2 protein-coding genes are annotated in these 2,592 nt (G+C 75.8%); both read right to left on the bottom strand.

Going from position 1 to position 2,592, the window contains the following annotated elements:
- A partial coding sequence (locus AN218_RS38515) for a ComEC/Rec2 family competence protein (RefSeq protein ID WP_420856013.1) occupies positions 1-1,684 on the bottom strand: 1,684 nt, incomplete at its 3' end.
- Positions 1,681-2,412 carry a ComEA family DNA-binding protein gene (locus AN218_RS25530; RefSeq protein WP_244900707.1) on the bottom strand — a complete coding sequence of 244 codons (732 nt, stop codon included), beginning with the start codon at positions 2,410-2,412 and terminating at the stop codon, positions 1,681-1,683. The genes AN218_RS25530 and AN218_RS38515, both read right to left, overlap by 4 nt.
- Between the last annotated feature and the right edge of the window lie 180 nt (positions 2,413-2,592).

Here is a 2,592-nt window from a genome sequence, read left to right as displayed (position 1 = left end):
CGGCGGGCCACCCCGCCAGCCAGGCAAGGGACTTGGCGATCGGCATCGCCGCGGGCGCCCACGCCAGGGCCGCGAAGCCCAGCACGGTCGCCGGAGCGACGGCGAACTCCGCCAGCAGATTGCACGGAACGGCGACGAGGCTCACATGGTCGGCCAGCACCGCGACCACCGGGGCGCACACGATCTGCGCGGCGGCGGCCGCGGCGAGGGCCTCCGCGAGCCGGCCGTTGACGCCCCGGCGGCGCAGCGCCGTGCTCCAGCGCGGCGCGAGAGTGAGTAGCGAACCGGTCGCCAGCACCGACAGCAGAAAGCCGAAGTCGACCGCCAGCCAGGGGTCGTGGAGCACGAGCAGCAGCACGGCCGCCGCCAGCGCGGGCAGCAGAGAGCGCCGCCGTCCCGTGACGAGGGCGAGCAGCGTGATCGATCCGCACGCCGCCGCCCGCAGCACGCTCGGCTCGGGACGGCAGACGACGACGAACGCCAGCGTGAGCAGACCGCCCAGGACGGCCGTCGTACGCAGCGGGATGCCCAGGCGCGGTGCGAGCCCTCTCCGTTCGGCGAGATGCGCCGTGCCCGGCGGTCCGACCAGCACCGCCAGCAGGATCGCGAGGTTCGCCCCGCTCACGGCCAAAAGATGCACCATGTCCGTTGCGCGGAACGCCTCTTCGAGTCCCGGGCGGAGCCGGGAGGTGTCGCCGACGACCAGGCCCGGCAGCAGCCCACGCGCGTCTCCGTTCAGCACGCCGGACGCCTCGCGCAGCCCGGCGCGCAGACTCCCGGCCACCCGCTGCACCGCCGTGGGTCCCCGTACGACGGGCGGCGTACCGTCCGCCCGCAGCCGGACGACGGCGGCGACGTCCTGTACGTGGCCCGTGGGCAGCGGCACGGTCAGATGTGCCGCCCGGGCGCGCAGACCGGTGGAGGGCAGCAGCCGTTGCCACCGCGACGACGGACGGCCGTCCCGCTGCTGGACGATGACGAGCACCGGGGTGCGTACGGCGCTGTCGAGCGGAGCGGCAGACTCCTTAGCGGAGCCCCGGGCTGTGCCGCGTTCCGTGACATGGGTGGCCTCGGCACGGAACAGCAGGGCGCCGGGCATCTGTTGGGATCCGCGTACCTGCGGGCGGATGCGGCGGGGATCCTCCGTCACGGTCAAGTCGACCGTGACCGTGGCCTGTTGCTCGGCGAGATACGGCAGCGGGCCGCGTCGCAGATCGGCGGCGTGCAGCGCGGCGACCGTGCAGCCCGCCGCCGCGCAGAGCAGCGCCGCCGCGCAGAGCAGCGCCGCGGCAGCGGTCAGCAGCCCCGGCGCGACCCCGCGCGGCCCTCCGGTACGCGTCACCGCACCGGTAGGCGGCACGTACCAGGCGGACGGACCGTTGCCGGAACCGTCACCGTGCGATGAGGGCCGTCCGTCCGGCTCCCCCGACTGCCGGTGCCCGTACCGGAGTCGGGACCGGAGCAGGGGCAGAAGCAGCACCGCCGCGCCCAGCACACATGCGGCAACCCCTGCCAGCGACACGGTGCCGGACACCCCGAGTGCCACCGCCGCGCCCGCCCATGCCGCCAGCGCCGGCGACACGAGCCGGAGGTCGGCGGCCCCCTGGCCCGCACCGGCCGGAGCATCCGGGCCGACGTGACCGGGCCTGCTCAGGACGCCGCCGGTCACGCCGCCGCCCGTCACGGGCTCACCTTCGGCTTGATGTCGGCCAGGCGGCGGTCGCCGATCCCGTCGACCTCCTGAAGCTGGTCGACGGAGGTGAAGCCGCCGTGCTCCTCCCTGTACTCCACGATGTGCTGCGCGAGCACCGGGCCGACGCCCGGCAGCGTCTCCAACTGTTCCGCGGAGGCCGAGTTGAGGCTCACAGTGCCGCCGCCAGGACCGTCGGCAGCCGTACCGCCGCCCGGCTGCGCCCCCGTTCCCGTACCGCCCGCGCCCTGCCCGGCGCCGCTCCCCGTGGGCGCACCGCCGGCGACGATCTGCTCCCCGTCCACCACGCGCCGCGCCCTGTTGAGGCCGGTGACGTCCGTACCGGGACGGACGCCGCCCGCCGCCTCCAGGGCGTCGGCCACCCGGGATCCGTGCGGCAGCTTGTAGATACCGGGCTTGCGGACCTTGCCGCCGACGTCCACGACCAGCCGTCTGCCGGACAGCCCGCCCGGCCCCTGCGAGGTGTCCGCGTCCCGGCTGCCGGAGCCCGCGCCCTTCGCGTCCGGCTCCGTGGGAGCACGCTGCGCCGTGGGAGCCGGGACGGCCTCGGGGCGTCCCGTCCAGAAGTGGTGCACGGCGAACGCGACGGCGACGACGAGGACGACCGCCAGCGCGAGCAGCGTCCTCAGCTCGATGCCGCAGCGCAACTGCACCCACAGGGGCAGCCGTTCGCGCAGTGCGAGCCACCGCCGCTCGCGCACGGCAGCCGTCCCGCCCGTACCGGCGCCGCTCCCCCGCGTCTGCCCGGCCTCGTGCACGGGTCCGTACGCAGGCGCCTCCGCCCGGCGAAACAGCCCGCCCCGTACGGCACTTGACGCTCCGACCGCGCCCGGGCCCGGGTCCGGCCCCGGTTCCACTCCGTACGGCTGCGCAGGCGCCCG

Source organism: Streptomyces nanshensis (assembly GCF_001751255.1).
GTDB classification, from domain to species: Bacteria; Actinomycetota; Actinomycetes; order Streptomycetales; family Streptomycetaceae; genus Streptomyces; species Streptomyces nanshensis_A.
Note: the sequence above shows the minus strand (reverse complement) of the source record. Positions and strands in the feature narration are given on the sequence as shown.